Here is a 25,932-nt window from a genome sequence, read left to right as displayed (position 1 = left end):
CGGCCGAGTCCCGGACCGTCCTGGTCAGCTCGTCAGCGAAGGGCGTGACCTCGCCCGCGACGCGCCCTCGGGTTGCCAGTGGTGGACACCAATATTCGTTGGCGCGCCAGGGGCCGAAGTGCTGGCCGACGGTGACACCCGGGGCCATAGTTGGCGGACAGCCGTGCACAGGATCCGCCCGACTCGGACACCTGGGGGTCTTCCGCCCATGAGCAGAGCCGAACAACCGTCCCGGAGAACCGTCCTCGCCGCGGCGGTCGCCACCGCCGTGGCCGGCGGCGCGAGCCCGGCCCTCGCCGCCGGCGCCGCCGAGCCCGCGCCCCCCGCCGACGGCCCGGCCCGGACCGTCGACAACCACGCCTGGATCACCTGCGCCGACTGGCGCTGCGGCACCGCCGACGGCGTCCGCGTCGTCGCGGGCTCCCGCCCCGGCATCGTGATCGGCGCGCCGGCCGGCACCACCGAATACACGGACCCGCACACGGGCCGCACCGCCCCCTGGGAGTACGCGACCTGGACCTCGCCCGTCCACCGGCTCCGCGTCCCCGCCACCGAGGCGATCGCCTCCTGGAACGCCCACACCCCCGACGGCACCTGGCTCCAGGTGGAACTGGAGGGCACGTATTCGGACGGCACCGCCACCCCCTGGTACGTGCTGGGCCGCTGGGCGGCCGGCGACCAGGACATCCGGCGGACCTCGGTGGACGACCAGAGCGACGGCAGGAGCAGCGTCTGGACGGACACGCTCGCCGTCGACGACCCGGCGACCGGCCTGCGCCTGACCGCGTACCGGCTGCGGCTGACCCTGTACCGCCGGCCCGGCACGAGGCTCACCCCCAAGGTCTGGCGGGTCGGCGCGATGGGCTCCGACGTCCCCGACCGCTTCACCGTCCCGGCGTCCGCCCCCGGCCTCGCCCACGAGCTGAACGTCCCGCGCTACTCGCAGGAGATCCACGTCGGCCAGTACCCGGAGTACGACAACGGCGGCGAGGCCTGGTGCAGCCCCACCTCCTCGCAGATGATCGTCGAGTACTGGGGCGGCCGCCTCACCCCGGAGCAGCTGGCCTGGGTCGACCCGTCGTTCGCCGATCCGCAGGTCTGCCACGCGGCCCGGTTCACCTTCGACTACCAGTACGACGGCTGCGGGAACTGGCCGTTCAACGCCGCCTACGCGGCCACCTTCGACGGCCTCCAGGGCGTCGTCACCCGGCTCGGCTCGCTCACCGACCTGGAGACGCTGATCGCGGCCGGCATCCCGGCCATAACGTCCCAGTCGTTCCTGAAGGAGGAGCTGACCGGGGCGGGGTACGGCACCGCCGGGCACCTGATGACGGTCATAGGGTTCACCGCCGACGGCGACGTGATCGCCAACGACCCGAACTCACCGAGCAACGCGGCGGTGCGGCGCGTCTACAAGCGGCGCGAGTGGGAGAACATCTGGTTGCGGACCAAGCGGTACAACGCGAGCGGCAAGGTCGTCTCGGGCACCGGCGGCGTCTGCTACCTCTACTTCCCGGCGCGTCCGACCCGCCGCCAGCGGGCCGCCCTCGCGGCCGTCGGGGTGCGCTGAGCCGGCGGGCGTGAGGAACGTCTCTGCCGCGGAAACCCCTCCCGGTGGCAAGGTGGGCATATGACCACGCACTCCACCGCAGCCGCCCGTGTCCGCACGGGCGGCCCCAGGGAAGACGGCCCGAAGATCGTCGAGCACCTCATGGGCTGGACCCTCGTCGTAGTCGTCGCCATGCTCGTGACGCAGCTCGGCCTGCTGTGAGCTGACACACACGGGGCGCTTTGATCGGACATGTGCCGACCTGATGGTGAGCGGACGCATCGGAGTCGATCACACTCGAACGAGCAGTAGGTGAAGGTCTGCCATACTGCGGATGTCCCGCCGCCCGTTGAACAACAGGGTCGAAATTGAATATCAGTCAACAGCGCGACGCGGCCCGTCCCCGGGCCCGCGGCACCGAGCGTTCCGTGGCGCGCCGGGCCGAACTCATCGCCATCGGGCGGAAGTTGTTCGCGGACACGTCGTACGACGCCCTCTCCATGGATGACATCGCCCGGCAGGCGCATGTCGCCAAGGGCCTCATCTACTACTACTTCCAGTCCAAGCGCGGCTACTACCTGGCGATCATCCAGGACTCCGTCGCCGACCTGGTGACGTACGCGGCGAGCGGCGTCGAACTGCAGCCGGTGGACCGGGTCCACCGCACCATCGACAGCTATCTGCGCTACGCCGAGCACAACCAGGCCTCGTACCGCACCATCGTCAGCGGCGGCGTCGGCTTCGACGCCGAGGTGCACGCCATCCGGGACGGCGTGCGCGAGGCGATCGTCGCGACCATCGCCGAGGGCGCGTACGGCCGTACCGACATCGCCCCGCTGGCCCGGATGGGCCTGCTCGCCTGGGTGTGCAGCGTCGAGGGCGCCACCCTGGACTGGATAGACCGCCCCGAACTGCCCCGGGACACCATGCGCGAGCTGCTGGTGAAGATGCTCGGCGGCACCATGCGGTCCATCGAGGAGCTCGACCCCTCCTACCTGACCCCGGACCCGGCCCGCCGGGACTCCTGACACCGGGGCGCGCGGATGGGGCGGAGGCCTCGTGGTCCCCCGCCCCAAGCCCCCCGTGGGACCCGCTAGTTGATGGCCTTGATCAGCTCACCGTTCGCCGTGTCCCCGCTCAGCTCCCAGAAGAACGTCCCGCCCAGCCCCTGCTGGTTCTTGTACGACATCTTGGTCCCGATGGTCGCGGGGGTGTCGTAACTCCACCACTGACTCCCGCACTTGGCGTACGCGGTGCCGCCCACCGTCCCGGTCGCCGGGCACCTGGACTTGAGCACCTTGTAGTCCTCGATGCCCGCCTCGTAGGTGCCGGGGGCCGCCCCGGTCGCGGTGCCGCCGGGTGCCGACTGGGTCACGCCGGTCCAGCCGCGGCCGTAGAAGCCGATGCCGAGCAGCAGCTTGGACGCCGGGATGCCGAGGCCCTTGAGCTTGGCGATGGTCGCCGAGGTGTGGAAGCCGGCCTTCGGGATGCCGGAGTAGGAGTTCAGCGCCGAGTGCGGAGCCGTCGGACCGGTCGCGTCCCAGGCGCCGAAGAAGTCGTACGTCATCGGGTTGTACCAGTTGACGTACTGCGCCGCGCCCGCGTAGTTCGCCGCGTCGATCTTGCCGCCGCTGGTGGCGTCGGCCGTGATCGCCGCGGTGACCAGGTTGCCGGAGCCGAACTTGGCGCGCACCGCTGACATCAGGTTCTTGAAGGCCTCCCGGCCGCTGGTGTCACAGGTGGCGCCGCAGGCGTTCGGGTACTCCCAGTCGATGTCGATGCCGTCGAAGACGTCGGCCCACTTGGAGTTCTCGACCAGGTCGTAGCAGGACTGGGCGAACGCGGCGGGGTTGCGGGCGGCCTCGCCGAAGCCGGTCGACCAGGTCCAGCCGCCGAAGGACCACAGGACCTTCAGGCCCGGGTGCTTCTTCTTCAGCTCGCGCAGTTGGTTGAAGGTGCCGCGCAGCGGCTGGTCCCAGGTGTCGGCGACGCCGTCCACCGACTCGGCCGCGGTGTAGGTGCGTTCGGTCGCGGCGTAGGAGTCACCGATCGCGCACTTGCCGCCGGTGACGTTGCCGAAGGCGTAGTTGATGTGGGTGAGTCTGGCCGCCGAGCCCGAGGTCTCGACGTTCTTGACGTAGTACTTGCGGTCGTAGGTGCCCCATTCCGTGAAGTAGCCGACGACCTTGGAGCCGGCGGCCAGTTTCGGCGAGGAGGCGGGTTCGGCGGTCGCGGTGCCCGCGCCGGCGAGCAGTCCGGCGCCGAGGACGGCCGCACAGGCGGCGGACACGAGCGCACGGAAAGGCGTGCGCGGGCGGTGCGAGAGGTGCATCGGGTGTCTCCTCGTGGGGGAGAGGGGAGCAGAAGCCCATTGGCATGGACGCGATGATGCGTTGGTCCGAAACGGTAAGGAGGACTAGACCAGTACGTCAATGGTTCGGACCAATTTCGCTACCGCTGATAACTTGCTGGACACTTCTTGGAGTGAGCGGTCGTTAACTGGTGACTCGATGCCTCCGATCGGGCATACTCACAGCGCACAGCCGCTGGTCAGCAGCTTCCGAGACCCGGGAATGCGAGCATCGGCCCGGCACCAGTGAGACCCGGCGGAGCCGCCCCACCCAAGGCGTACGTCCGCCGACGTGCCCGACAGGGAGGATCGTCGCCATGCCCGACCGCGCCCCGCAGCCGGTGGACCGTCAACTGCCCACGGACGAGGCCCGGGATCTGCTCTCGCTCGTCCGCGACATCGCGCAGCGCGAGATCGCCCCGAAGGCGGCCGAGGAGGAGGACGCCGGCCGCTTCCCCCGTGAGGTCTTCACCCTCCTCTCCGAATCCGGACTGCTCGGCCTGCCGTACGACTCCGAGTACGGCGGCGGCGACCAGCCGTACGAGGTCTACCTCCAGGTCCTCGAAGAGCTCGCCGCGGCCCGCCTCACCGTCGGCCTCGGCGTCAGCGTGCACACCCTCGCCTCCTACGCCCTCGCCGCCTACGGCACCAAGCAGCAGCAGGTCGAGCACCTGCCCGCGATGCTCGGCGGCGGGCTGCTCGGCGCGTACTGCCTCTCCGAGCCTGCGTCGGGATCGGACGCGGCCTCCCTGCGCACCAAGGCGGTGCGGGACGGGGACAGCTGGGTGATCACCGGCACCAAGGCCTGGATCACCCACGGCGGCATCGCCGACTTCTACACCGTGATGGCCCGCACCGGCGAGGACGGCCCGCGCGGGATCAGCGCGTTCCTGGTGCCCGGCGACGCGGCCGGTCTGAGCGCGGCGATGCCCGAGAAGAAGATGGGCATGAAGGGGTCGCCCACGGCCCAGGTCCACCTCGACGGCGTCCGGGTCGGCGACGAGCGGCGCATCGGCGACGAGGGCCAGGGTTTCGCGATCGCCCTGTCCGCGCTGGACTCCGGGCGGCTCGGCATCGCGGCCTGCGCGATCGGCGTGGCGCAGGCCGCGCTGGACGAGGCGGTGGCGTACGCGACCGAGCGCCGGCAGTTCGGCAAGCCGATCGCCGACTTCCAGGGCCTGCGCTTCATGCTCGCCGACATGGCGACCCAGATCGAGGCGGGCCGGGCGCTGTACCTGGCGGCGGCACGGCTGCGGGACGCGGGCCGGCCGTTCGCCAAGCAGGCGGCGATGGCGAAGCTGCACTGCACCGACACGGCGATGAAGGTCACCACCGACGCCGTCCAGGTCCTCGGCGGGTACGGCTACACCGCGGACTTCCCGGCCGAACGCTACATGCGCGAGGCCAAGGTCCTGCAGATCGTCGAGGGCACGAACCAGATCCAGCGGATGGTCATCGCCCGTCACCTAGCGGGTCCTGAGGGACGCTGAACTGACCCCGCTTGACCGTCGGCGCCGCGAGCCGGATCCACTCCGGGTCGTGGTGCCCCGGCAGGGTGCGGCCGCGGTCGGCCCACATGCGCATCAGGGCACGGTAGATGGGCGGATCCGGCTGCTGCGGGGGCGCCGGCGGCTGAAGCGTTCCTGCGGGACGCGGGACGAAGACGCGGTGGTGGGGGCCGGTCGCCGAAAAGGTGGGGGGCATACCAGGGCAACGCGGAGGTGGGTGGACAAGTCACCGCCAGTCGGATTCGGGCGTGAGTTCGTCGGCGTCCGTTCGCTCTCTGGCCACCTGTCGCTGTCTGACGTACCGTCAGCCCAGCCCGCCTCCAGGGAGGTTTGCCGTGGCCGACGACGACCGCCCGGTACCGCTCGACGAGTACCCGGTGCACCAGGTTCCGCTCTCCATGAAGCACGTCGCGACCAGCGACCGCAACGCCTACGACCGCTGCATCTTCCACGTCCTCGACCACCATGGACGTGCCCTGCTGATCCTCGGCCTCGGGGTGTACCCGAACGTCGGGGTCATCGACGCCTACGCGACCCTGCGCGTGGGGGACACCCTGCACGCGGTGCGCGCCTCGGACGCGCTCGGCGAGGACCGGATGCGGCTCGCCGTCGGTCCGCTGCGGATCGAGGTCGACGAGCCGCTGCGCCGGCTGCGCCTGGTGTGCGACGACGACTCGCTGTCGTACGACCTCTCCTGGACCGCCGATTTTCCGCCCCTGTGGGAACCCCATCACCTCCAGCGCCGCGGTGACCGGCTCACCCTCGAAGGGCGCCGCTTCGTGCAGGCGGGGAGCGTGGCGGGGGTGATCCGCGCCGGGGGCGAGGAGTTCCGGGTCACCGCCGCCGAGTGGACCGGAACCCGGGACCGCAGCTGGGGGGTGCGGCCGATACCGGGGGAGGAGGGCGGGCGTCTCGCCCAGGAGCATCCGACGGAGGGCTTCCACTGGATCTGGTGCCCGGTCCGCTTCGAGGACCGGTTCCTGATGGTGATCGTCCAGGAGGACGCGGACGGCCATCGCACGCTGAACGAGGCGACGCTGGTCCGCGCCGGCCACCGCGACCGCCAACTCGGCTGGCCCCAGGCGGAGATCACCTACCGCCCCGGCACCCGCCTGCCCGAACGCGCCCTCATCCACCTCGGCGACCTCCGCAAGCCGCGGGAACTGGAGGTGGAGATCCTCGCCTCCTCCCCGCTCGCGATCGGCGCCGGCTACCCGCCCGCCGACGACTGGCAGCACGGCACCTGGCAGGGCCGCGGCTGGACCGACCGGCGCACCTACGACCTCACCGAGGCCCACCCCCTGGCCGCCTACGGCGTCACCGACCACGCGGCGCGCTTCCGCCTAGACGGCCGGACGGGCCACGGGATCTTCGAGCACGGCTCGTTCGGGCGGCACGACCCGAGCGGCTTCACGGACTTCAAGTCGGTCGCACCGTAGGGGGTTTGCGCCATGGCCGAGACGGCACCGCGCCCACGCACCACCACCCGGGACCCCGAGGAGATCACCCGCCGCCTCACCGCGTGGCTCGACGCCCGGCTGCCCGGCGCCGAGGCCGTCGGCGTCACCGTCCCCGAGTCCAACGGACTGTCCAGCGAGACCCTGCTCTTCGACATCGAGCACCCCCAACCGCCCGTGCGCGCCTGCGCGTTGCGGCTCGCGGCGGACCCGGCGGCATACACCGTCTTCCCGGTCTACGACATGCCGCGGCAGTACCGCACGATGCGACTGGCCGCCGAGCACTCCGACCTCCCCGTGCCCAGGGTGCTCTGGCTGGAGGAGGACCCGGGCCCGCTCGGGGCGCCCTTCTTCGTGATGGAGCGCGTCGAAGGGCGGGTGCCGCCGGACGTCATGCCCTACACCTACGAGGGCAACTGGCTGCACGCGGCGAGCGACGAGCAGCGCGAGCGGCTGGAGGCGGCCTCGGTCGGACTGCTGGCCCGGCTGCACGACCAGGTCCCGCCGCGCGAGGCCGAGTTCCTCACCCTGCCGGGCGAGGGCGACGCGCTGCGACGACACGTCACGGCCCAACGCGCGTCCTACGAATGGGTGGTTGACGGACTCGCCCGCTCACCGCTGATCGAGTCCGCCTTCGACCGCCTGGAGGAACTCTGGCCCCGCGATCCGGGCGCACCCGTCCTCAACTGGGGTGACGCGCGCATCGGGAACGTCGTCTACGACGGTTTCGAACCCAGGGCCGTCCTGGACTGGGAGATGGCGGCACTGGCCCCGCGCGAGGTCGACCTCGGCTGGACCGTCTATCTGCACCGCTTCTTCCACGACCTGACCGTCGCGTTCGGACAGCGCGGCCTGCCGGACTTCCTGCGCCGCGACCGGGTCGAGGCCCGCTATGCCGACCTCACCGGACACACCCCGCGCGACATGGACTTCTACACGCTGTACGCCGCCCTGCGGCACGGGGTCGTCATGCTGCGGATCGCCTACCGCCAGGCCTACTTCGGCGAAGTCGCCGTCCCGGCGGACCCGGACACACTGATCCTGCACCACGGCAGCCTGCGGGCCATGGTGCAGGGCAGCTACTGGGATTGAGCGAGGCGGTTCAGGCCGCCTGACGGCGCATCTCCGGCACGCGCATGGGGCGCGAACCCGGGCCGCCGACGTGCGAGAAGGGCTGGGTCCGCCAGTCCAGCCCCTGAGGGAGCGTCAACAGGAGGGCCGTGTCCTGCTCCTGGGGCTCCAGCGACTCGTCCGCGGAGCGGGCCTCGCCGGCCCCACGACCGGTGCCGGCGCAGACCGTGAGTCCGAACGGGTTCCACGGCGAGGCGCACAGCGCGTGCTCCGGCAGGACCTCCTCGTCCGCCAGCAGGGCGATGGGCTGCGCGCAGTCCGGGCAGATCACCCGGTACATCTCGTAGGTGTCGTACGCGTCGAGTTCGTCGATCTCCTCCAGGGCGTCGGGTTCGACACCCTCCGGAGCGGGCTCGACGACCGGCTGCGGCCGCTTGGGCGCGGTACGACCAGGGCGCTTAAGACTCTGCATGGGATTCTCCCCCTCGGGCTGGGCCGTGACGGCACTGCGGCCTCGACCACAGCAAGCACTTCCCGCCTCGTCTCGGCATTAATCACGGGCACATCACGGAGCCTGTTCGGGGCCTGTGGCCTTCGTCACATGCCGCTCGCAGGTGCCCGAGGCGGCCGGTTTGTCCCTCAGGCGGCACACAGCCGGCCGGCGGCCACATCACAAACCGGGCATGACCTGGGCCGCTGAGGTATCCGAGGAGATCAGCCGCACTGTAGGTTCTTGCGCCATGGAGGAGCTGGACCGACAAATCGTGCAGCTGCTCGTCAAGGACGGGCGGATGAGCTACACCGACCTGGGCAAGGCCACCGGCCTGTCCACGTCGGCCGTGCACCAGCGGGTGCGCCGGCTGGAGCAGCGAGGCGTCATCCGTGGCTACGCCGCGGTGGTCGACGCCGAAGCGGTCGGGCTGCCGATGACCGCGTTCATCTCGGTGAAGCCGTTCGATCCCAGCGCGCCGGACGACATCGCCGACCGGTTGGCCGGGGTGCCGGAGATCGAGGCGTGCCACAGCGTCGCGGGCGACGAGAACTACATCCTCAAGGTTCGGGTGGCGACGCCGCACGAGTTGGAGGAACTGCTCGGTCGGGTCCGGGCGCTGGCGGGGGTGTCCACGAGGACGACGGTGGTGCTCTCCACGCCGTACGAGGCGCGGCCGCCGAGGGTCTGACCGCCGCCCGGGCCGTGGCCGTCCTGCGGCGGCTTTGACGTGGCCCCATGTCCGGAGCGCAAGGGGCGAGGCGCGAGACTGTTCCCCATGAGTGAGTCCAGCGCCCCGTCGAAGACCGTCCTCCTGCGCCGCGGAGAAGTCCACAGCCCCGCCGACCCCTTCGCCACCGCGATGGTCGTCGAGCGCGGCCAGGTCGCCTGGGTCGGGTCCGAAGGGGCCGCCGACGCCTTCGCGGACGGCGTGGACGAGATCGTCGACCTCGACGGTGCCCTGGTCACCCCCGCGTTCACCGACGCCCACGTGCACACCACCGCCACCGGTCTCGCCCTCACCGGCCTCGATCTGACCGGTGCGCCCTCCCTGGAGGCCGCTCTCGCCCTCGTCCGGGCCTTCGCCGCCGCCCGCCCCAACGACCGCGTCCTGCTCGGCCACGGCTGGGACGCCTCCCGCTGGCCCGGTGGCCGCCCGCCGACCCGCGCCGAGCTCGACGAGGCTTCCGGCGGACGCCCGCTCTACCTCTCCCGCGTCGACGTCCACTCGGCGGTCGTCACCACGGCCCTGCTGGACCTGACGCCCGGCGGCCTCGGTGCCGTCGACGCCCCGCTGGTCGCCGACGCCCACCACGCCGTACGCGCCACCGCGCTGGCCTCCATCACCCCCGCCCAGCGCCACGAGGCCCAGCGCGCCGCCCTCGCCCGTGCCGCCTCCCTCGGGATCGGCACCGTCCACGAGTGCGGCGGGCCGGACATCTCCTCCGAGGACGACTTCACCGGCCTGCTCCGGCTCGCCGCCGAGGAGGCCGGGCCGCGGGTCGTCGGCTACTGGGCGGAGCGGGACGTGCGCAAGGCGCGCGAGCTGGGCGCGCTCGGCGCGGCCGGCGACCTCTTCGTGGACGGCGCTCTCGGCTCGCACACCGCCTGCCTGCACCAGCCGTACGCCGACGCCGCCCACACCGGCACCGCCTACCTTGACACGGCCGCCGTCGCCGCCCATGTCGCCGAGTGCACCGAGGCCGGCCTCCAGGCGGGCTTCCACGCGATCGGCGACGCCGCCGTGACCGCCGTGGTGGAGGGCGTGCGTGCCGCCGCCGAGAAGGTCGGCCTCGCCCGCGTCCGGGCCGCCCGCCATCGCGTCGAGCACGCCGAGATGCTCACCCCGGACACCGTCGCGGCCTTCGCCGAGCTGGGCCTGACCGCCTCCGTGCAGCCCGCCTTCGACGCGCTGTGGGGCGGTGAGGACGGCATGTACGTCCAGCGCCTCGGCGCCGACCGCGCCCGCACCCTCAACCCCTTCGCGGCCCTGCTGCGCGCCGGCGTCCCCCTCGCCTTCGGCTCCGACAGCCCCGTCACGCCCCTCGACCCCTGGGGCACGGTCCGCGCGGCCGCCTTCCACCACACTCCGGAGCACCGGGTCTCGGTGCGCGCCGCGTTCACGGCGCACACGCGCGGCGGCTGGCGGGCCGTCGGTCGCGACGACGCGGGTGTCCTGGTGCCGGGCGCGCCCGCCGACTACGCCGTGTGGCGCACCGACGAACTGGTGGTCCAGGCCCCCGACGACCGGGTCGCGCGCTGGTCCACCGACCCCCGCTCCGGAACCCCCGGGCTGCCCGACCTGAGCCCCGGCCGCGACCTCCCGGTCTGCCTGCGCACGGTGGTGGGCGGACGAACGGTCTTCGTACGGCCGGGCGAGTGATCTCCCGGGGTGGCGCGAACCCGATTACTTCGCGCCGCCCCGTCGCGCGACCTGCGTATCCTCTGCGCTGACCACCAAGGGGGGTGAAAAACCGCAGGTCAAACGGCTGTTGACAGGCGGAGGCCGGGGGCCGGTAGGTTCGGCCGAGTCCACCACCGGACGCCCGACCGGACAACCGGGGAACTTCCGGGAAACCCGTCGCAACGCCGCTGGGTCAGGGACGGTGTGCCGCACCGGGGCACCGCCACTGGGAGCCAGGCTCAGCGCTCGCGCGGCGACGACGGAACTTTCCGGCCGGTCGGGGAGGTGTGACCCGGGTGGGGCCCGGGCGCTCAGTAGACAACGGCTTTCGGTCGACCCGCAGCCAGCGGGTCCCAGGTCGGCCCGAAGGGCGCCGGGCCCCCATCCGTAGCTTGGGTCCCCCGGGGCGCGGTCACGCGAAACCCACACTTACTTCGCTCTTGTGCAATCGGCACCGGCATACGAACGTGCTGTCACGTCAGCGCAGGCCGCGCCCACTATGGTGGACGTCTGCGTACGGAAGTGAAGGGGCAGCAGTGAACGACGGCGACGGGACCCTCGGGGCACAGGACCGCGAGAGGCGATTCGGGCCGCTCGGCACGGCGTTGGTGATCATTCCGACCTACAACGAGGCGGAGAACATCAAGAGCATCGTCGGCCGGGTCCGCAAGGCGGTCCCCGAGGCGCATGTGCTGGTGGCCGACGACAACAGCCCCGACGGGACCGGAAAGCTCGCGGACGAACTGGCCGCCGAGGACGACCATGTGCAGGTCCTGCACCGCAAGGGCAAGGAGGGCCTGGGCGCCGCCTACCTCGCGGGCTTCCGCTGGGGCATCGAGCACGACTACGGCGTCCTGATCGAGATGGACGCCGACGGCTCCCACCAGCCCGAGGAACTGCCCCGGCTGCTGACCGCCCTCAAGGGCGCCGACCTGGTCCTCGGCTCCCGCTGGGTGCCCGGTGGCCGGGTGGTCAACTGGCCCAAGTCCCGCGAGTTCATCTCCCGCGGCGGCAGCCTCTACTCCCGGCTCGCGCTCGATCTGCCGCTGCGCGACATCACCGGCGGCTACCGCGCCTTCCGCCGCGAGACGCTCGAAGGGCTCGGCCTCGGCGACGTCGCCTCCCAGGGCTACTGCTTCCAGGTCGACCTCGCCCGGCGCGCGGTCAAAGCCGGCTACCACGTCGTCGAGGTGCCGATCACCTTCGTCGAGCGGGAGCTCGGGGACTCGAAGATGAGCCGCGACATCCTGGTCGAGGCGCTGTGGCGGGTCACCACCTGGGGCGCGCAGGAGCGGGTGGGCAAGCTGCTGGGCCGAGCGAAGCCGTCATCGTCGCCGCAGCCCCCGAACCAGGCATAGGCGTACGAGCGCACAGGCGGCGCCGGCCGGCCCGTCCCCTTATCCCGCTCTGAGGCGGGCCCAGGCACACTGGACGCATGACGACTGGCGCACCGACCCCCACCTATCCCGCCCCGCCCCGGCGCTCCCGGCTGCGCACCTTCCTGCCGCTGGGCATCGCCGCGTGGCTGGTGCTGGAGATCTGGCTGCTGACCCTGGTCGCGGGCGCGACGAGCGGGCTCGTGGTGTTCCTGCTGCTGGTCGCCGGCCTCGTGCTGGGCTCGGTCGTCATCAAGCGGGCGGGTCGGCGGGCCTTCCAGGCGCTGAACGAAGCCCTGCAGCGCGGCGGCACCCCGTCGAGCGGCGGTGGCAACGGTCTGATGATGCTGGGCGGCCTGCTGATCATGCTGCCGGGCCTGATCTCGGACGCGCTGGGCCTGCTCCTGCTGATCCCGCCGGTCCAGAAGGTCCTGAGCCGTTCCGCGGAGCGGGCCCTGGACAAGCGCATGGGGCAGGCGGCCCCCGGTTCGTTCGGGGACGCCTTCCAGCAGGCCCGCATTCACCGCCCCGACGGCAAGGTCGTGCAGGGTGAGGTCATCAGGGACGAGCCCGGGGACACCCCGCACGGAGGCACCCAGCAGGGGCCGAAGCCGCCGCTGACGAGCTGAGCCCTCCGGGCGACGAAGGGCACGCGCAGGGCACGCGCAGGGCACCCGAAGGCCACGCCCAGGGCACACGAAGGCCACGCGCAGGGACACGAAAACCGCGGGCGCCGTACGTGAGATCACGTACGGCGCCCGCGGTTACATGCCTTGCCTGGGTCAGATGCGACCGAGGCCGCGCAGGGACTAGGCCGTCTTGCGGCTGTCCCGGGGGTGAACCGCGATGTTCATCGCCCCGGAGCGCAGAACGGCGAGACGCTCCTCGAGGACCTCTTCGAGTTCCTCGCGGGTGCGCCGCTCCATCAGCATGTCCCAATGTGTACGCGCGGGCTTGGCCTTCTTCTCCTCTGGGCCGTCGCCATCCACGAGGAGTGCCTGGGCTCCGCAGACCTTGCACTCCCACTCCGGCGGGATCTCCGCCTCGACCGAGAAGGGCATCTCGAAGCGGTGCCCCTTCTCGCATGCGTACTCCACGGCCTGGCGCGGGGCCAGGTCGATGCCGCGGTCCGTCTCGTAGCTGGTCACCACGAGGCGCGTGCCGCGAAGAGCTCGCTCACTCATGAATCGTGCCTCCCGGGCTTGTCGCCCACAGGACTGGTGTCGCTGTCGTCGTCATCCGGTCAACGTCCGGTCGGCGGTAAAGATTCCCGTTCCGCGTCACGTTCCGGGTCGTGCGTCGCCGTCGTAGCCGCAGCCTTGCTGACCAATGTCGTACCCACCGGCGCCCGGTTTGTCACATCTGCTAGCAGATGTAACCCAGCGTTTCGGCTTCTTTGACGCGCAGTAACGGTACGCCTGGCAGGCCAAACGCGTACACTACCGCCCTTTCACGCGGAACGCTAAATCGTTGTCGGGACCGGATTGCCCGCGTCATTGATCGCCCGGCGCACCGGAACCCGTGCGAGCAGGGCGAACCCGATGACGAAGAAGGCCACCAGCGAGATGATCGCGTCCCGATAACTTCCGGTCAGCTGGTAGGTGAGCCCGAACAGCAGGGGCCCCAGCCAGCTCATGCCGCGGTCGCTGATCTCGTAGGCCGAGAAGTATTCGGCCTCCTTGCCCGGCGGGACGAGGTGGGAGAACAGGGACCGGGAGAGCGCCTGACTGCCGCCCAGGACCAGGCCGATGCCGCCAGCGAGGACGAAGAACCAGACCGGGGCGCCGGCCGGCAGGAAGTACCCGGCCGCCAGCGTCACCGTCCACGCGACCAGCGAGCCGAGGATCGTCCGCTTCGCCCCGTAGATCCGGGCCAGCCGCCCCATCGTCAGGGCGCCCGCCACCGCGAGGACCTGGACCAGCAGCACGGCGCCGATCAGCGTGGACTGCCCGAGGCCCAGTTCCTCCGAGCCGTAGATCGACGCCTGGGAGATCACGGTCTGGATGCCGTCGTTGTAGATGAGGTAGGCCAGGAGGAAGGCGAGGGTCAGCGGGTGGCGGCGCATGTCGCGGATCGTCGCCGCGAGCTGCCGGAAGCCCATCGCGCCCGGCGCCCGGTCCGCCCCCTCGCCCTTGGCGGGGCGGTCGCGCAGCCGCAGCAGCGGGATGAGGGCGAAGGCGCCCCACCACAGACCGGCCGACGCCAGGCAGATCCGCACGGCCGTGCTCTCGGAGACGCCGAAGGAGTCGTGGGCCAGGTACAGCACCAGGTTCACGATCAGCATCAGCGAGCCGGAGGCGTAGCCGAAGGCCCAGCCCCGGGAGGAGACCGCGTCGCGCTCCTCGGGCGGGGCGATCTGCGGGAGGTAGGAGTTGTAGAGCATCATCGCGACCGACTGCGCGGCGTTCGCGACGATCAGCAGCAGGCCGCCGAGCAGATAGCGGTCGCCGTCCAGGAAGAACATGGCCGCGGTGGCCGTGGCCCCCAGATAGGCGGCGGCCGCGAGCAGGGGCTTCTTGCGGCCCGTGCGGTCGGCGGCCGCGCCCACGAGGGGCATCACCAGGACGGCCACGATGACCGACAGGGACACGGAGTACGCGAAGAAGGAGCCCGCGCGCACCGGGATGCCCAAGGGGTGGACGAACCCGTCCGCGTCCGCCGCCTTCTCGGCGACCGACGTCAGATAGGGGCCGAGGAACACGGTGAGCACGCTCGTCGAGTAGACGGAGCACGCCCAGTCGTAGAAGTACCAGCCGCGCTGCTCGCGGCGGCGCCCGGCGGCCTCGTCGGCCGCGTCCGTCCGCACGGTGTCGATGCCCACCCCGCGCCCTCGCTTCCCCGTGGTGATTCCGCGCGAGGGCGGAAGTCGGGCCGGGTCAGACCCAGACGCCCCGGTCCTCCATGACCTTGCGCAACGTGTCGATGTGATCGGTCATGATGCCATCGACTCCCAGGTCCAGGAGCCGGTGCATCGCATCGGGCTCGTTGATGGTCCACACGTGCACCTGCAGCCCGCGCGCGTGGGCGGCCCGGACGAAGCGGTGGTCCACCACCTGGATGCCGGACTGGGCCTCGGGCACCTGGGCGGCGACCGCCGAACGGCGCAGCGCGGCCGGCACACCCCAGGAGCGCAGCCGCAGGTTCAGCACGCCGCGGGTGCCGTACGAGGTGGCGAGGCGCGGTCCGGCCAGCCGCTGGGCGCGGATGACCCGGGCCTCGGAGAAGGAGCCGACGCAGATGCGGTCCCAGGCGTTCGTGCGCTCGATCAGCTCCAGGAAGGGGTGGAGCGCCGACTCCGCCTTGAGGTCGACGTTCCAGCGCACGTCGGGGAAGGTCTCCAGCAGTTCCTCGAACAGGGGCACCGGCTCCTTGCCCGCCACCCGGGCCTGCCGTACGTCCTCCCAGGGCAGGTCGGCGATCCGGCCCGCCCCGTCCGTCACCCGGTCCAGCGTGGAGTCGTGGAAGGCCGCGAGCTTGCCGTCGCGCGTGGCGTGGACGTCGGTCTCGATGTACCGGTAGCCCAGTTCGACCGCGCGCCGGAACTGGAACACGGTGTTCTCCAGGCCGTCCGCCGCCCCGCCCCGATGGGCGAACGGGATCGGGCCGGGATGGTCGAGGTAGGGGTGCCGTATCCGCGTGGTGCTCACGGACGCAGTATCGCTCGCCGGGGTTGCCCGGTGGCAACGACCGTGCTGCCGTCGGATGCCGCGGGGACGGCGAACACGCGCAGGAACAGCTGGGCGAGCGGGCCGATGGACAGCGCGTACAGCACGGTGCCGACGCCGACCGTGCCGCCGAGTGCGAAGCCGGTGACCACGACCGCGACCTCGACGGCCGTGCGCATCAGGCGGATCGAGCGGCCGGTGCGCCGGTGCAGACCGGTCATGAGGCCGTCCCGGGGCCCGGGGCCGAAGCGGGCGGCGATGTAGAGGCCGGTGGCCACGCCGTTGAGCAGGATGCCGGCCAGGAGGAGGGGGACGCGTACGGCCAGGGAGTGCGCCTCGGGGAGCAGGGCGAGCGTGCCGTCCATGGCGATGCCGACCACGAAGACGTTGGAGACGGTGCCGAGCCCCGGGCGCTGGCGCAGCGGGATCCACAGCAGCAGCACCGCCGCGCCGACGATGATCGAGACGACGCCGATCGTCAGGCCGGTGAGCTCGGCGAGGCCCTGGTGCAGCACGTTCCACGGTTCCAGGCCTAGTCCCGCCTCGACGAGCAGCGCCGAGCTCGCGCCGTAGAGCGCGAGCCCGATGTAGAGCTGTGACAGCCGCCGTGGGAGATGTCCCTGTACGGGCCTCTCGGCGGGTTGCTCCTGCTTGGACAAGACGTGCCCCCCTGGTGGTGGTAGTGGCCTGATGCATGACACCCTGTGGCTTGGGATGCGACGCGCTCCATGGCCAATTCGGAGAAGGTGGACTGGAAATCATGCCGCAGTGGACTTCGGCGGTGGGTGCCGCACAGCTCGCCCGGCTCCTCACCTCCCAACAGGATCGCCCGGCCGGGCCCGGCAGCAGGCGCCCGCCCGCGTACCGGGCGCTCGCCGACGGTGTCCGGCTGCTGGTCCTGGAGGGCCGCGTTCCGGTCGCCGCGCGGCTGCCCGCCGAGCGCGAGCTGGCCCTCGCTCTGTCGGTGAGCCGTACGACCGTGGCGGCGGCGTACGAGGCGCTGCGCGCCGAGGGCTTTCTGGAGTCGAGGCGCGGGGCCGGGAGCTGGACGGCCGTACCGGCCGGCAACCCGTTGCCCGCGCGCGGGCTGGAGCCGCTGCCGCCGGAGGCGCTCGGCTCGATGATCGACCTGGGCTGCGCGGCCCTGCCCGCGCCCGAGCCCTGGCTGACCCGCGCCGTGCAGGGCGCCCTGGAGGAGCTGCCGCCGTACGCCCACACGCACGGCGACTATCCGGCCGGGCTGCCCGCGCTGCGGTCGATGATCGCCGACCGGTACACCGCGCGCGGGATCCCGACCATGCCCGAGCAGATCATGGTGACGACCGGCGCGATGGGCGCCATCGACGCGATCTGCCATCTGTTCGCGGGGCGCGGTGAGCGGATCGCGGTCGAGTCGCCGTCGTACGCCAACATCCTCCAGCTGATGCGGGAGGCGGGGGCCCGGCTCGTGCCGGTCGCCATGGGCGGCGGGCTGACCGGCTGGGACATGGACCGGTGGCGGCAGGTGCTGCGGGAGGCGGCGCCGCGGCTCGCGTACGTCGTCGCCGACTTCCACAACCCGACCGGGGCGCTGGCCGACGACGACCAGCGGCGGCGGCTGGTGGACGCGGCAAGGTCGGCGGGGACGGTGCTCGTCGCCGACGAGACGATGAGCGAACTGTGGCTCGATCCGGACGTCGACATGCCGCGGCCGGTGTGCGCCTTCGATCCCGCCGGGTCGACCGTCATCACCGTCGGGTCGGCCAGCAAGGCCTTCTGGGCGGGGATGCGGATCGGCTGGGTGCGGGCGGCTCCGGATGTCATCCGCAGCCTCGTGGCCGCCCGCGCGTACGCCGATCTGGGCACGCCCGTCCTGGAGCAGCTGGCGGTGAACTGGCTGCTCGGCACCGGGGGTTGGGAGCAGGCCGTGGAGGTGCGGCGCGGTCAGGCGCGGGAGAACCGGGACGCGTTGGTCGCCGCCGTGCGGCGGGAGCTGCCCGGCTGGGAGTTCGAGGTGCCGCGCGGCGGGCTCACGCTTTGGGTGCGCACGGGCGGCCTGTCGGGGTCGCGGCTCGCCGAGGTCGGCGAGCGGGTGGGGGTCCGGGTGCCGTCCGGACCCCGGTTCGGGGTCGACGGGGCGTTCGAGGGGTATGTGCGGCTGCCGTTCACCGTGGGGGGCGCGGTGGCCGAGGAGGCCGCGCTGCGGTTGGCCGCGGCGGCCAGGCTGGTGGAGAGCGGGGCCAGCGGGGGCGGCGACACGGTGCGGCCGTTCGTGGCGTGAGCGGCGTGAGCGGTGTGGGGGTGGGTGGTGGCGGCTACGACGTCTCCGCCACCACGGCTTCCGCAGGCACGGCCTTCGCCGCCACGGGTTCTGCTGGCACGGCCTTCGCCACCACGGCTTCCGCCGGCACGGCCTTCGCCACCACGGCTTCTGCCGGCACCGGCGCCGGTTCCGGCTGCTTGTCCAGCTTGCCGAGGGGCTCGGCCTCGACGGGAGTGGTCCGCTCCGGCAGCAGGTCCAGTACGGCCTGCCGATGCGCGTCGCTCGTCGCGTCGTCGTACGGGTCCGGGGTCGCCGGCACCTGGAGTCGGTGGACCGGGCCGGTGCCCAGGCGGGCATAGCCGCGGCCGGGCGGGATGTCGGCGACCGGCGTGGTGTGCGGGGGAGCGCCGAGGACGCTTTCCAGCTGCTGGGCCGTCGCGGGTCCGAGCACGACACGCGCGCGCGTGTGCTGCCGTACGGCGTCGGACAGGGCGTCCAGGCCGTCCCACTGCTCGGCCACGACCACCGTGACGCCCGCCGCGCGGCCGTGTCGCAGCGGGACCTGGAGCAGGGACTGCGGGTCCTTGCGGTCGTCCGCGGCGGCGAGGTGGGAGAACGCGGTCGGCCGGTCGAGCAGCAGCCACAGCGGGCGCTTGGTGTCGTCCGGCGGGGGATTGCCGGCCTGGCGGGCCCGGTTCACGGCGATCAGACGCCGCTCGGTCTCCGTCGCCGCCCATTCCATGCTGGCGACCGCCCCCGCCAGCCCGCACTCGACGGCCAGGACGCCGTCGCGGCCGGTCAGGCAGGCGTACTCGCCGGTGCTGCCGCCCTCGACGATGACGACGTCGCCGTACTGAAGGGCCTGCAGCGCGATGGAGCGCAGCAAGGTCGAGGTGCCGCTGCCCGGCTGGCCCATGACCAGCAGGTGCGGCTCGGTGGAGCGGATGCCGGTGCGCCAGACGACCGGCGGGACGTCGCGCGGCTGCGCGCCGTGGGTGAGGGGCAGCGTGCGCTGCGTCCGGCTGGGGTCGGTGAAGCCGAGGACCGTCTCGCCGGGGGCCGTCACGAAGCGCTGGGCGGCGATGTCGGTGGGCAGCGGGGCGAGGACGGTGACCGTGAGCTCGTTGCCCTCCTCGTCCCAGTCGAACTGGTACTCGCGACCGCGGCCGGACTTCGTGGTCAGCAGGTGCTCGATCCGCGCACGGGCCTGCGCCTCGCCGTCGGTGAAGTAGGCGGGGTAGCGGATGAGCAGGCCGCTGATGCGTCCCGTGCCGTCGAACTCGAACTCCTCGAAGGCCTTCTCCCACGAGCCGCCGTGGGTGTACAGCGGCTCGGGGTCGTCGGCCGTGGAGAAGTAGGGGACCAGCGCCTCGTACAGCGCCCGCAGCCGCTCCCGCTGGGACTCGTCGGGGCCCTCGGGCGTGGCCGGTTTGCGGTCCCTTCCCTGCCAGGCTGCCGCCGCCATCAGGGTGATGACGGCGAGCAGCGGGCCGTACGGCACGAGTGCCACGACCAGGATCACCGAGGCCACCAGGAACAGCAGCGGTCCGCGCTTGTCCTTGGGGGTCTCGGCCCATCTGCGCCGCCCGGCCGAGGCCAGCCGGCGCAGACCACGGGTGATCGTGATCAGTGGATGGAGAACGTCAGAGGCGCTGTCGCCGGCCGTTCGGGCCAGCTCCCGGCTTCGGGCGAGCTGCGCCCGGGCCAGCTCCCGGCTCCGGGCGATCTGCGTGCTGCCTGTGCTCAGGATGCGGGGGAGGGGGCGGCGGGCCACTGCTGTCTCCTACAGGTGCGTACGGGCGGGTGGGGCGGCGTCAGAACTGGATGCCGCCCAGGAGGCTCGCGAGACTCTCGCCGCCGGCCTTGATGCTTGGGGCGATGGCCGTGCTCGCCAGATAGAACCCGAAAAGGGCCGAGATCAGGGCGTGCGACGCCTTGAGTCCGTCCTTGCGGAAGAAGATGAAGACGACGATGCCCAGAAGAACGACGCCTGAGATGGAGAGGATCATGTGAGTGCTCCTGGTTTGTGGGGACAGTCACCATGAGTACTTCCAGGCTCACAGGATGTATCCATACGATAAAAGGTGCAACTGGGTGAAAACCGGCAGATTTCCCACGGGTGGCGGAGTGTCCTTGACCGGATGAGCTTGGGTCTCGCCTCCGGTCGTGTCTGCGATGATCTTTGCCGGGTACGCGGCGGGTCATGTGCCGCGCGAGCCAGTACGCTGGCGAATCACTCGTACGGCCGAGCACCGCTCGCCGGCCGTACCCTTGGCTCCCCGGAGCCCCGCGGTTCCCCACAGTCCCCGTTCGCAGTGAGAGGCGGTCCGGCCGATGACCGAAGCCCCCGACCCCGAGGTCGTGGAGCTGGCGACCAAGATCTTCGATCTGGCCCGGCAGGGGCAGACCGAAGCGCTCGTGGCGTACGTCGACGCGGGCGTTCCGGCCAACCTCACCAACGACCGCGGCGACTCCCTGGTGATGCTCGCCGCCTATCACGGCCATTCCGACGCGGTACGCGCCCTGCTCACCCGGGGTGCCGAGGCGGACCGTGTCAACGACCGAGGCCAGACACCACTCGCCGGTGCCGTCTTCAAGGGGGAGACGGACGTCATCAAGGCACTTCTCCAGGGCGGCGCCGACCCGACCGCGGGGACCCCGTCGGCCCTCGACACGGCCCGCATGTTCGGCAAGACGGATCTGCTCGAACTGTTCGGCGCACACTGAGCCGACTGCTCTGACCAGCTAAAACACAGAAAACGGGGGAGGCGGTACAGGGCCGCCGAAATTTCGGTCGCGGCAGATGTAAGTGCCGAGTCATCATGACGTCGTGATTCACGGACGCGATGGCTGGGCAGGTGTTGCCGCACCGCGCGGGCCGTGATCGGTCCGCATGGGCCACCGACGAGAGGCAGAGGAAGATGGTCTACAGCAAGCAGGAAACGGCGGGCGCCCCGACGTGTTGTCACGCGGCCAGGTGAAGCAAGAACCCCGGTTGCGTCGACGCTTGATGTGAGGCTGTTTCCCATGTTCGAACCGGTCATAGCGCCCAGCGGTACGCTGCTCGGCCTGCTTCAGCGGGGTCGCGGCGACGGAACACTGCACGCGCTCACCGCCCCGCGCGCCGAGGCGCTCGCGGCTCTGAACCACTGTGTGCTGCGGGACCCCCGCCACGACTGGCAGGTGGAGAACCGCTCCCTGTACTACGCCCGTCTCTACCTCGACCTCAGCGGCGAGCTCGACGAGATCGAGGCGCACCTCTTCGACGTCGAGGACGCCCTCGACACCGAGGAGTCACGCACCGGGCTGGCCCTAGCCGTCCTCGGGCACCTCGCCTCCTACGGCAGGCGGGACGCCCTCGAACTGCTGCGCAGGTACGCCGCCTCGGGCTCCAACTGGGCCTGGGCGCTGGACGAACTGGCGCTCAGGGACGACGACACCGGGCTGCGCGCCCTCGCCGCGCCCGTGCTCGCCCGTTTCCCGGCCGATCCCGAGGGCGAGGCCGAGCTGGCCGCCGCCGTACGCGATGCTTTTGAGCCACGGCCGTGGCGGCTGTGGGCCGACGATCCGCGTGAGTCGATCGCCGGCCGGGTGCGTGCCGCTCAGGAAGCCGGCTGTTTCGACCGCTGGCAGCGGCAGATGCGACCTACCGGGCCCCGTCCGGGGTGGAGCGTGCAGGCCGTCTTCGACTGGGCCCAGCAGGGCATCGAGCGCGGTGCGGCGCTGCATGTGCCCGCCGCGCGGTGCCTCGTGGCCGTCGCGGGCCCCGAGGACCGGCCCGAGATCGTCGCCGCCGCCAAGGACGGCACCGACGGAGCCCGCTGCACGGCCTTGCGCTACCTCGCCGACAGCAACGACCCGGAGGCCCTGGACCTGATCGAGGCCGCTGTGGTCACCGGCTCGCTGACGGTCGTGGAGGCCGCCGTCGACGCATTCGAACGTATGCGCAGTATCGCCGCCGTCGACCGCGCGCGGGGCTGGGCCCGACGGCCCGATCCGCTGGGCGCCGCCGCCGGACGCATGCTCGCCTGCCGGGGCGGAGCCGAGGACAAGGACCTCGTCCTCGCCGCGCTACGGGAGGCCGTGCGCGGCGAAGGGCCCGACGCGCCGACCCTGTGGACCCTCGTCGACGGCACCGGACGGCTGGGCATCACCTGCGCCGCCCCCGTGCTGCGCCATGTCTACCGCGAGACCGCCTCCTCCCACCTGCGCGGCCGCACCGCCCGCGCCCTAGCCGCAACCGACCCCTCCTTCGCCTCGGGATTCGCCGTCGAGTGCCTCTGGGACTGCGAGGAGACCACCCGCGAGATCGCCGCCCGGCACGCCGAGACCGGAGACACCCGCGTCGTGGAGCGACTGCGCCGGCTCGCCGCCGATCCGGCCGAGGAGGCCGAGGTGCAGACGGCCGTACGCAGCCGGATCGGACCGGACCCGACCGCCGGCTGATCAACGAACCGCAGTTGTGTTCGCGCTGTGAACGTCGGGGAGATCCGCCCGCAGGGTGAACACGGGATGACCGGCGGGTCAGGTGCGCGTGGCCGGAACCTGACCCGCTCGGGTGCGCAGCGGAACGCTCATGGGACGTTTGTCGTTCGGAAAGATCCACTTTGACGCGGCCACGTCCAGCACGGCGACAACACGGGTATGCGTGTCGTCATCGTGACTGAATCCTTTCCCCCCGATGTGAACGGCGTGGCCCACTGCGCGCTCCAGACCGCCCGACACCTCGTCGATCGCGGTCACGCTCCCCTCGTCGTCGCACCCGCCCCGGCGCCCGGTAACAAGCTCGCCGCCCTCGCGGCGCCCTGCCCGGTCGTCCATGTCCCCTCCCTTCCGCTCCCCGGCTACCCCCAGGTCCGCGTCGCCCTCCCCAGCCGGCGCCTCGCCGCGGCGATGATCCAGCACCGCCCGGACGTCGTGCACCTGGCCAGCCCCTTCGTCCTCGGCGTGCGCGGAATGGCCGCCGCCGCCAAGCTCGGCATCCCCGCCGTGGCCGTCTACCAGACCGACCTCGCCGGATACGCCCGCACCTACATGGGCGCCGGCGAGGCGGCCGCCTGGCGGCGCATACGGTCCGTCCACTCCGCCGCCGACCTCACCCTCGTCCCGTCCAGTGCCTCCATGAACGATCTGGAGACCCACGGCGTTCCCCGGCTCAAGCTGTGGGCACGCGGCGTGGACACCGCCCGCTTCCGCCCCGAGCTCCGGGACGACAGGCTGCGCCGCGAACTCGCCCCGAACGGCGAGGTCATCGTCGGCTACGTCGGGCGGCTCGCCCCGGAGAAGCACATCGAGCTGCTCTCCGGCGTGTGCGCCACGCCGGGCGTGAAGGTCGTCATCGTCGGCGACGGGCCGAGCCAGCCCGCACTCGCCGAGGCGCTGCCCGGCGCGGCCTTCCTGGGCCGGCGCGGCGGGGACGACCTCGCCCGGATCTTCGCCTCGTTCGACATCTTCGCCCACACCGGCCCCTTCGAGACCTTCTGCCAGACCGTGCAGGAGGCCATGGCCAGCGGTGTCCCGGTCGTCGCGCCCGCCGCGGGCGGTCCGCTCGACCTGGTCGACCACGGACGCACCGGCCTGCTGGTGCCGCCGCGCGACGCCGCCGCCGTGAGCGACGCGGTGCGGTCCCTGGTCGCCGACCCGGCGCTGCGCGCCGCTTACGGGGCCGCCGGACGCGAGACGGTCGAGGGCCGCACCTGGGCCACCATCGGCGACCAGCTGATCGGGCACTACGCGGACGTGGTCGCCGCGCGCCGGGCGGTGGTGGCGGCATGACCGGCCTGCGGATCGTCCGCCTCGCGAACTTCGTCGCGCCCGCCTCCGGCGGGCTGCGCACCGCGCTGCGCGAGCTGGGCAAGGGCTTCAAGCTGGCGGGCCACGACCCCGTCCTCATCGTGCCCGGTGAGAAGTACAGCGACTGCGAGACCGAGCAGGGCCGGGTGATCACCCTGCCCGGCCCGATGCTGCCCGGCACCGGCGGCTACCGCGTCCTCGTCGACAAGCGGCGGGTCGCGACCCTCCTGGAGGCGCTCGGCCCCGACCGCCTGGAGGTCTCCGACCGCACCACGCTGCGGTGGACCGGCAAGTGGGCCCGCCGCGCCCGCGTCCCCGCCGTGATGGTCTCCCACGAGACCGCCGACGGTGTGCTGCGCACCTGGGGCCTGTCGGAGACCCTGTCCCGGCGCGCCGCCGACGCCCTCAACCTCCGTACGGCCCACACGTACTCGAGGGTCGTGTGCACCACCGAGTTCGCCGAGCGCGAGTTCGTGCGGATCGGCGCCCGCAACGTCGTACGCGCCCCGCTGGGCGTCGACCTGATGAACCGGCGTCCCACCCTGCGTGACGCCGCCCTGCGCGCCACGCACGCGCGCGCGGACGAGACACTGCTGGTGATGTGCTCCCGGCTCTCCGTGGAGAAGCGGCCCGGCACCGCGCTGGACGCCCTGGAGTCGCTGCGCCGGCGTGGAGTGCGCGCCGTGCTCGTCGTCGCCGGGAACGGGCCGCTGCGCCCGGGGCTGGAGAAGCGGGCGCAGGAGCGGGACCTGCCGGTCACCTTCCTCGGGCACGTCGCCGACCGCAGCCTGCTCGGCGCCCTCCAGGCCTCGGCCGACGTGGCCCTGGCCCCCGGGCCCGCCGAGACCTTCGGACTCGCCGCGCTGGAGGCCATGGCCTGCGGCACGCCCGTGGTGGCGAGCGCCTCCTCCGCGCTGCCCGAGGTGATCGGAACCGCCGGCGCGACCGCCGCGGACAACGGGGACGCCTTCGCGGACGCCGTGGAGATGCTCCTCGAGCGTCCCGAGCGCGAGCGCCGGGAGGCCGCACGCGCGCGTGCCGAGTGCTTCGGGTGGGGCACGGCGGTCGACGCCTTCCTCACCGCGCACGACGCTGCTCTGCCGGCGCGTCCCTTCGTGCGTGCGGAGGGCGCGGCATGAGACCGCTGCGTTACGTCGCCCTCGGTGACTCGCTGACCGAGGGCGTGGGCGATCCGCTGGGCAACGGGTGGCGCGGCTGGGCCGCGCTGCTCGCCGGAGGGCTGTCCGAACCGGCCGCCGAGTTCACCAATTTCGCGGTCAGCGGGGCACAGACGCGGGACGTGCTGGAGACCCAGCTGCCCGCGGCGCTGGACCTGCGGCCCGACGTCGCGTCCGTCCTCGTGGGCGTCAACGACACGCTGCGCAGCACCTTCGACATCGAGAAGATCGCCGAGCGCCTCGACAAGGTCTACGCGTCGTTCACCCGCCAGGGCACGGCCGTGCTCACGGCCTGTCTGCCCGACCCGGGCACGATGCTGGGACTGCCCGGGGTCCTGGGCAGCCCGCTCGCCCGGCGGCAGCGGGCCGTCAACACGGTGGTCCACACGCTGTCCGAGCGGTACGGGGCCGTGCATCTGCACGCGGTCGACGACGCCTGGATCATGGAGCGCTCGATGTGGAGCGCGGACCGGCTGCACCCCGGGGAGCGCGGGCACCGGCAGATCGCCCTGCGCTTCCACGCGATGCTGGCGAACCGGGGCATCGCGACGCAGGCCGCGCCCTCGCCCGAGCCCGAGTTCGCGCCGCCCACCAAGTCGGCGAGCGTGCTGTGGCTGGCCACCGCCGGGACCGCCTGGGTGATCCGGCGCTGCAACGACCTGCTGCCCCAGCTGGTGCGGCTCGCCGTCGTCGAGATGCGGCATCGGGCGAAGGGCACCAGCGAGCGGCTCGACCGGCGCGCGGCCCACGCGGTGTCCAAGGCGCTGGCCGCGCTGTCGGCGCCCGAGCGGGTGGGGTTGTCCGGGCATCGGTGGATGTCGGAGCCGTTGGGGGTGGCTGAGCGGTCGG

General features: G+C 72.2%; 23 protein-coding genes and 1 pseudogene. 16 read left to right on the top strand and 8 right to left on the bottom strand.

Annotation, left to right across the window (positions count from 1 at the left end; genetic code table 11):
• Positions 1-208 precede the first annotated feature (208 nt).
• The 3 genes from ACIRD7_RS38115 (at position 209) to ACIRD7_RS38105 (ending at position 2,577) form a co-directional block, all read left to right on the top strand.
• Positions 209-1,570: a peptidase C39 family protein gene (locus ACIRD7_RS38115; protein ID WP_403460550.1), complete on the top strand. Its 1,362-nt coding sequence runs from the start codon at positions 209-211 to the stop codon at positions 1,568-1,570.
• A gap of 60 nt (positions 1,571-1,630) precedes the next feature.
• Positions 1,631-1,771 carry an SCO1431 family membrane protein gene (locus tag ACIRD7_RS38110; protein WP_403460549.1) on the top strand — a complete coding sequence of 47 codons (141 nt, stop codon included), beginning with the start codon at positions 1,631-1,633 and terminating at the stop codon, positions 1,769-1,771.
• 146 nt (positions 1,772-1,917) lie between these two features.
• Positions 1,918-2,577: a TetR/AcrR family transcriptional regulator gene (locus ACIRD7_RS38105; protein WP_403460548.1), complete on the top strand. Its 660-nt coding sequence runs from the start codon at positions 1,918-1,920 to the stop codon at positions 2,575-2,577.
• Between the two features lie 65 nt (positions 2,578-2,642).
• On the opposite strand, the gene ACIRD7_RS38100 is transcribed toward ACIRD7_RS38105, so the two are convergent.
• Positions 2,643-3,881: a glycoside hydrolase family 18 protein gene (locus tag ACIRD7_RS38100; protein ID WP_403460547.1), complete on the bottom strand. Its 1,239-nt coding sequence runs from the start codon at positions 3,879-3,881 to the stop codon at positions 2,643-2,645.
• Positions 3,882-4,216: 335 nt separating this feature from the next.
• Between ACIRD7_RS38100 and ACIRD7_RS38095 the strand changes: the two genes are divergently transcribed.
• From ACIRD7_RS38095 to ACIRD7_RS38085, 3 genes are all read left to right on the top strand, one after another.
• Complete coding sequence (locus ACIRD7_RS38095) at positions 4,217-5,389, top strand: acyl-CoA dehydrogenase family protein (RefSeq protein ID WP_403460546.1); 1,173 nt, start codon at positions 4,217-4,219, stop codon at positions 5,387-5,389.
• 416 nt (positions 5,390-5,805) lie between these two features.
• Complete coding sequence (locus ACIRD7_RS38090) at positions 5,806-6,846, top strand: hypothetical protein (RefSeq protein WP_403460614.1); 1,041 nt, start codon at positions 5,806-5,808, stop codon at positions 6,844-6,846.
• Positions 6,847-6,858: 12 nt separating this feature from the next.
• Positions 6,859-7,956 carry a phosphotransferase family protein gene (locus tag ACIRD7_RS38085; RefSeq protein ID WP_403460545.1) on the top strand — a complete coding sequence of 366 codons (1,098 nt, stop codon included), beginning with the start codon at positions 6,859-6,861 and terminating at the stop codon, positions 7,954-7,956.
• Between the two features lie 10 nt (positions 7,957-7,966).
• On the opposite strand, the gene ACIRD7_RS38080 is transcribed toward ACIRD7_RS38085, so the two are convergent.
• The gene (locus tag ACIRD7_RS38080) at positions 7,967-8,407 is read right to left on the bottom strand and encodes a hypothetical protein (protein ID WP_403460544.1); all 441 of its coding nucleotides are present in this window, start codon (positions 8,405-8,407) and stop codon (positions 7,967-7,969) included.
• 268 nt (positions 8,408-8,675) lie between these two features.
• Between ACIRD7_RS38080 and ACIRD7_RS38075 the strand changes: the two genes are divergently transcribed.
• From ACIRD7_RS38075 to fxsA, 4 genes are all read left to right on the top strand, one after another.
• Entirely contained in the window at positions 8,676-9,116 is a 441-nt protein-coding gene (locus ACIRD7_RS38075) for an Lrp/AsnC family transcriptional regulator (RefSeq protein WP_403460543.1), read from the top strand.
• An 87-nt stretch (positions 9,117-9,203) separates the two neighbouring features.
• On the top strand, positions 9,204-10,808 hold the full coding sequence (locus ACIRD7_RS38070; protein ID WP_403460542.1) for an amidohydrolase: 1,605 nt from the start codon (positions 9,204-9,206) through the stop codon (positions 10,806-10,808).
• 557 nt (positions 10,809-11,365) lie between these two features.
• A complete protein-coding gene (locus tag ACIRD7_RS38065) occupies positions 11,366-12,187 on the top strand; it encodes a polyprenol monophosphomannose synthase (RefSeq protein ID WP_403460541.1) in 822 nt (273 codons plus the stop codon).
• Positions 12,188-12,264: 77 nt separating this feature from the next.
• On the top strand, positions 12,265-12,834 hold the full coding sequence (gene fxsA, locus ACIRD7_RS38060) for an FxsA family membrane protein (protein ID WP_403460540.1): 570 nt from the start codon (positions 12,265-12,267) through the stop codon (positions 12,832-12,834).
• Positions 12,835-13,014: 180 nt separating this feature from the next.
• On the opposite strand, the gene ACIRD7_RS38055 is transcribed toward fxsA, so the two are convergent.
• The 4 genes from ACIRD7_RS38055 to ACIRD7_RS38040 form a co-directional block, all read right to left on the bottom strand.
• Positions 13,015-13,389 (bottom strand): RNA polymerase-binding protein RbpA, encoded by a 375-nt coding sequence (locus ACIRD7_RS38055; protein ID WP_403460538.1) that lies wholly within the window; start codon positions 13,387-13,389, stop codon positions 13,015-13,017.
• Positions 13,390-13,667: 278 nt separating this feature from the next.
• Positions 13,668-15,026 carry an MFS transporter gene (locus ACIRD7_RS38050; protein WP_403460537.1) on the bottom strand — a complete coding sequence of 453 codons (1,359 nt, stop codon included), beginning with the start codon at positions 15,024-15,026 and terminating at the stop codon, positions 13,668-13,670.
• A 55-nt stretch (positions 15,027-15,081) separates the two neighbouring features.
• Positions 15,082-15,852 carry a glycerophosphodiester phosphodiesterase gene (locus ACIRD7_RS38045; RefSeq protein ID WP_403460536.1) on the bottom strand — a complete coding sequence of 257 codons (771 nt, stop codon included), beginning with the start codon at positions 15,850-15,852 and terminating at the stop codon, positions 15,082-15,084.
• A complete protein-coding gene (locus ACIRD7_RS38040; RefSeq protein ID WP_403460535.1) occupies positions 15,849-16,529 on the bottom strand; it encodes a YitT family protein in 681 nt (226 codons plus the stop codon). Before ACIRD7_RS38040 ends, ACIRD7_RS38045 begins: the two co-directional genes overlap by 4 nt.
• Positions 16,530-16,630: 101 nt before the next feature.
• Here ACIRD7_RS38040 and ACIRD7_RS38035 point away from each other — a divergent pair, with 101 nt between their 5' ends.
• The gene (locus ACIRD7_RS38035; protein ID WP_403460534.1) at positions 16,631-18,130 is read left to right on the top strand and encodes a PLP-dependent aminotransferase family protein; all 1,500 of its coding nucleotides are present in this window, start codon (positions 16,631-16,633) and stop codon (positions 18,128-18,130) included.
• Between the two features lie 34 nt (positions 18,131-18,164).
• On the opposite strand, the gene ACIRD7_RS38030 is transcribed toward ACIRD7_RS38035, so the two are convergent.
• Both ACIRD7_RS38030 and ACIRD7_RS38025 read right to left on the bottom strand, forming a co-directional pair.
• The gene (locus ACIRD7_RS38030; RefSeq protein ID WP_403460533.1) at positions 18,165-19,886 is read right to left on the bottom strand and encodes a hypothetical protein; all 1,722 of its coding nucleotides are present in this window, start codon (positions 19,884-19,886) and stop codon (positions 18,165-18,167) included.
• A 40-nt stretch (positions 19,887-19,926) separates the two neighbouring features.
• Entirely contained in the window at positions 19,927-20,121 is a 195-nt protein-coding gene (locus ACIRD7_RS38025; protein ID WP_004002760.1) for a hypothetical protein, read from the bottom strand.
• Between the two features lie 325 nt (positions 20,122-20,446).
• On the opposite strand from ACIRD7_RS38025, the gene ACIRD7_RS38020 reads away from it, so the two are divergent.
• The 5 genes and pseudogenes from ACIRD7_RS38020 to ACIRD7_RS38000 all read left to right on the top strand — a co-directional run.
• On the top strand, positions 20,447-20,839 hold the full coding sequence (locus ACIRD7_RS38020) for an ankyrin repeat domain-containing protein (RefSeq protein ID WP_403460532.1): 393 nt from the start codon (positions 20,447-20,449) through the stop codon (positions 20,837-20,839).
• A gap of 300 nt (positions 20,840-21,139) precedes the next feature.
• Positions 21,140-22,558, top strand: a complete 1,419-nt coding sequence (locus ACIRD7_RS38015) for a HEAT repeat domain-containing protein (protein ID WP_403460531.1) — start codon at positions 21,140-21,142, stop codon at positions 22,556-22,558.
• Positions 22,559-22,756: 198 nt separating this feature from the next.
• On the top strand, positions 22,757-23,887 hold the full coding sequence (locus ACIRD7_RS38010; protein WP_403460530.1) for a glycosyltransferase family 4 protein: 1,131 nt from the start codon (positions 22,757-22,759) through the stop codon (positions 23,885-23,887).
• Positions 23,884-25,044, top strand: a complete 1,161-nt coding sequence (locus ACIRD7_RS38005) for a glycosyltransferase (RefSeq protein ID WP_403460529.1) — start codon at positions 23,884-23,886, stop codon at positions 25,042-25,044. Before ACIRD7_RS38010 ends, ACIRD7_RS38005 begins: the two co-directional genes overlap by 4 nt.
• Positions 25,041-25,874 (top strand): annotated as a pseudogene (locus ACIRD7_RS38000) (SGNH/GDSL hydrolase family protein); the annotation flags it as partial. The gene ACIRD7_RS38005 and the pseudogene ACIRD7_RS38000, both read left to right, overlap by 4 nt.
• Positions 25,875-25,932: the final 58 nt, after the last annotated feature.

Source organism: Streptomyces sp. NPDC093568 (assembly GCF_044764945.1).
In the GTDB taxonomy this organism is placed as follows: domain Bacteria; phylum Actinomycetota; class Actinomycetes; order Streptomycetales; family Streptomycetaceae; genus Streptomyces.
Note: the sequence above shows the minus strand (reverse complement) of the source record. Positions and strands in the feature narration are given on the sequence as shown.